2 protein-coding genes and 1 pseudogene are annotated in these 3,070 nt (G+C 75.4%); all 3 read right to left on the reverse strand.

What is annotated here, in order from left to right; all coding sequences use genetic code 11:
* Positions 1-168 precede the first annotated feature (168 nt).
* The 3 genes and pseudogenes from fmt to JNW89_RS32730 all read right to left on the reverse strand — a co-directional run bounded on the left by fmt (position 169) and on the right by JNW89_RS32730 (position 2,975).
* On the reverse strand, positions 169-1,095 hold the full coding sequence (fmt, locus tag JNW89_RS32720) for a methionyl-tRNA formyltransferase (RefSeq protein WP_238451991.1): 927 nt from the start codon (positions 1,093-1,095) through the stop codon (positions 169-171).
* Between the two features lie 5 nt (positions 1,096-1,100).
* Entirely contained in the window at positions 1,101-1,661 is a 561-nt protein-coding gene (gene def, locus JNW89_RS32725) for a peptide deformylase (protein WP_238451992.1), read from the reverse strand.
* 43 nt (positions 1,662-1,704) lie between these two features.
* Positions 1,705-2,975, reverse strand: a pseudogene (locus JNW89_RS32730) (cytochrome P450).
* Between the last annotated feature and the right edge of the window lie 95 nt (positions 2,976-3,070).

A 3,070-nucleotide genomic window follows, 5' to 3' on the forward strand; every position in this document is an offset into this window, starting at 1 on the left:
GGTCGCCTCGGTAACCGCCGCCGGTCGGACGGTCGCCGCGCGGCGCGTCGGAGCGCCGGGGCGCGGACCGGTCGAACCGGTCACCGCGGGAGCCGTCGGCCCGGCCGGCGGACCGGTCGTCGCGAGGGCGGTCGGAACGGGAGCTGTCGGGACGGTCCGAGGGGGTGCTCACGCGAGCACCTCGCCGGCGCCGACCCGGACGCCGCGCGCCCAGTCGGTCGCCGGCATGGCCTTCTTGCCCGCCGCGCGCACCTCACCGAGCTGCACCGGCACGGTCGCGGTGCCGGCCAGCACCCGGGACTTCTCCACCAGCAGCTCTCCCGGCTTCAACTCGGGGCCGTTGCCGACCGGGGTCACCGGGCCGAGCTTGACCCGGTCGCCCCGGAAGGTCGTCCACGGCCCGGGGGCCGGCGTGCAGGCCCGGATCCGCCGGTCGACGGCGAAGGCGGGATCGGTCCAGCGCACCCGGGCATCCTCCACGGTCAGCTTCGGGGCCAGAGACACCCCGTCGGCCGGCTGCGGCTCGGCCCGGGCCGTCCCGGCCTCGATCGCGTCGAGGACGGCCACCAGCAGGCCCGCGCCGGAGTGCGCCAGGCGCTCCAGCAGGTCGCCGGAGGTGTCGGTCGGCCGGATCTCGTCGGTGAGCGTGCCGTAGACCGGGCCGGTGTCCAGGCCCTGTTCGAGCTGGAAGACGCTCGCGCCGGTCAGCTCGTCGCCGTGCAGCACGGCCTGCTGCACCGGGGCCGCGCCGCGCCAGGCGGGCAGCAGCGAGAAGTGCAGGTTGATCCAGCCGTGCCGGGGGACCTCCAGGGCCACCGGCGGCACCAGCGCGCCGTACGCGACCACGGGCACGCAGTCCGGCGCCAGCTCGCGCAGCCGGTCGAGGAACTCCGGCTCGCGGGGCTTCGCCGGGGTCAGCACCTCGATCCCGTGCTCGTCGGCCCAGGCGCCGACCGGCGAGCGGACCAGGCCGCGACCGCGACCGGCCGGGGCGTCGGGGCGGGTGACCACGGCCAGCAGCTCGTGCCCGGAGGCGGCGACAGCGTCCAGGGCGGGGACGGCGACGGCCGGCGTGCCGGCGAAGATCAGACGCATCCGCCTCACCGCCCCAGACCGAAGGGGCTGCCGGCGGCGTACGGGTTGAGCTTGACCGTGGGCGGGGCGGCCGGGTCGTACCACTCGGCCTGGCGGATGGCCTTCATGGCCTCCTTGCGCCCGGCCGGGTCCAGCCGGTCGACGAAGAGCACCCCGTCGAGGTGGTCGGTCTCGTGCTGCACGCAGCGGGCCATCAGCCCGGTGCCGACGATCTGCATCGGGTCGCCGTAGCCGTTGAAGCCCTTGGCGATGACGTTCTGCCGGCGCTTGGTGTCGAAGTAGAGCCCGGGGATGGACAGGCAGCCCTCCGGGCCGTCCTGCTCCTCGGAGTCGGGGAACTCCAGCACCGGATTCACCAGGTGCCCGAGCACGTCGTCCACGTCGAAGGTGAACACCCGCAGGCCCACACCGAGCTGGGGCGCGGCCAGGCCGGCGCCGCTCTGCTCCCGCATCGTGTCGGTGAGGTCGGCGATGAGCCTACGCAGCTCGGTGTCGAAATCGACGACCGGATCGGCCGGCGTGCGCAGCACCGGGTCCCCGAACAGACGGATGGGCTGGACGGTCACGCGGTGTGGCTCCTTCGGCTGTACGGACGAATGCCGTACCAGTCTACGGAGTGCCGGGGGCCGCCCCGGCCGGCGTACCGCGATGCGCCGCCGCCGACTCCGTGTCGATGATCACCGGCAGGGTCTCGTAGCCGCGCAGGGTGAGCCGGGTCCGGTGCCGGGGCCGACCGGCCAGGGCGAGGCCGGGCAGCCGGCGCAGCAGCAGCGGGAAGGCGACCTGCGCCTCCAGCCGGGCGAGCCCGCGCCCAGGCAGTAGTGCGGGCCGGCCCCGAACGACAGCGGGTGGACCTGCGGGCGCCACGGGTCGAACCGCTGCGGCTCCGGGTAGCGCCGGGGGTCCCGGTTGGCCGCGCCGAGCAGCAGCAACGCCCAACTGCCCGCCGGCAGCTCGACCCCGCCGCAGGTCACCGGCGCCGCGTTGATCCGGGTGGTGAGCTGCACCGGCGAGTCGTAGCGCAGCAGCTCGTCGACGTACCCGGGGGCGAAGTCGGGATGCTCCCGCAGCGCGTCGGCCGCGCGCGGGTGGTCCAGCAGCACCACGAGGCCGTTGCCGAGCAGGTTGGTGGTGGTCTCGAAGCCGGCGACCAGCAGCACCACCAGGTTGGCCAGCAGCTCCTCACCGGAGAGCCGGTCACCGTCGGCGTCGTGCACCTGGACCAGGGCGGTGGTCAGGTCGTCGGCGGGCGCGGCGCGGCGGGCCCGCACCAGCTCGGCGAAGTAGTCGCGCAGCTCGGTGGCGCCCCGGTCGGCGACGGCCAGCTCCTCGGTGGTGATCTCCGGCTCCAGCACGCCGGTCAGGTCGGCGGCCCAGCGCCGGAACAGCGGCCGGTCGGCCGCCGGCACGCCGAGCAGCGCGCAGATCACCCCCACCGGCAGCGGGTACGCGAACTCGGCCAGGAAGTCGACGGGCTCGCCGTCGCGGGCCCGCTCCAGCATCGCGTCGACCAGCTCGTCGGCCTGCGCCTCGACCACGTCGCGCATGGCGGCGATCCGGCGCGGGGTGAAGGCGCCGGCCGCGAGCCGCCGCATCCGGCTGTGGTCGGGCGGGTTGGTGCGCAGCATCGACCGGGAGATCGACGCGACGGCCGGGCTGTCCCGCCAGCCGGGGAGGAACTGGTCGCGCAGCGCGTCGTCCATCACCCCGAACCGGGAGTCGCGCAGGATCTCGTCAGCCTCGGCGTAGCCGGTGACCACGTAGAACACCGGACCGGCCTGGACCACCGGCCCGTACCGGCGCAGCCGCTCGTACGTGGGGTACGGGTCGATGCGCCCCTGCGGCGACATGAGCAGGGCGAGCGCCTCGGCTGCGTCCATGACCGGCCTCCCGCGTCGATGCGTCGGAGGCTCCATCATGCGCGTCCGGGCGTCGCCCGGCGACCCCGCCGCGACCGACCGCCGCCACGGCGGCC

Source organism: Micromonospora sp. 4G55 (assembly GCF_016803375.1).

Bases quoted from the DNA above. Each gene is read 5' to 3' on its own strand.
- fmt (WP_238451991.1), bottom strand. From the start codon at position 1,095: ATGCGTCTGATCTTCGCCGGCACGCCGGCCGTCGCCGTCCCCGCCCTG.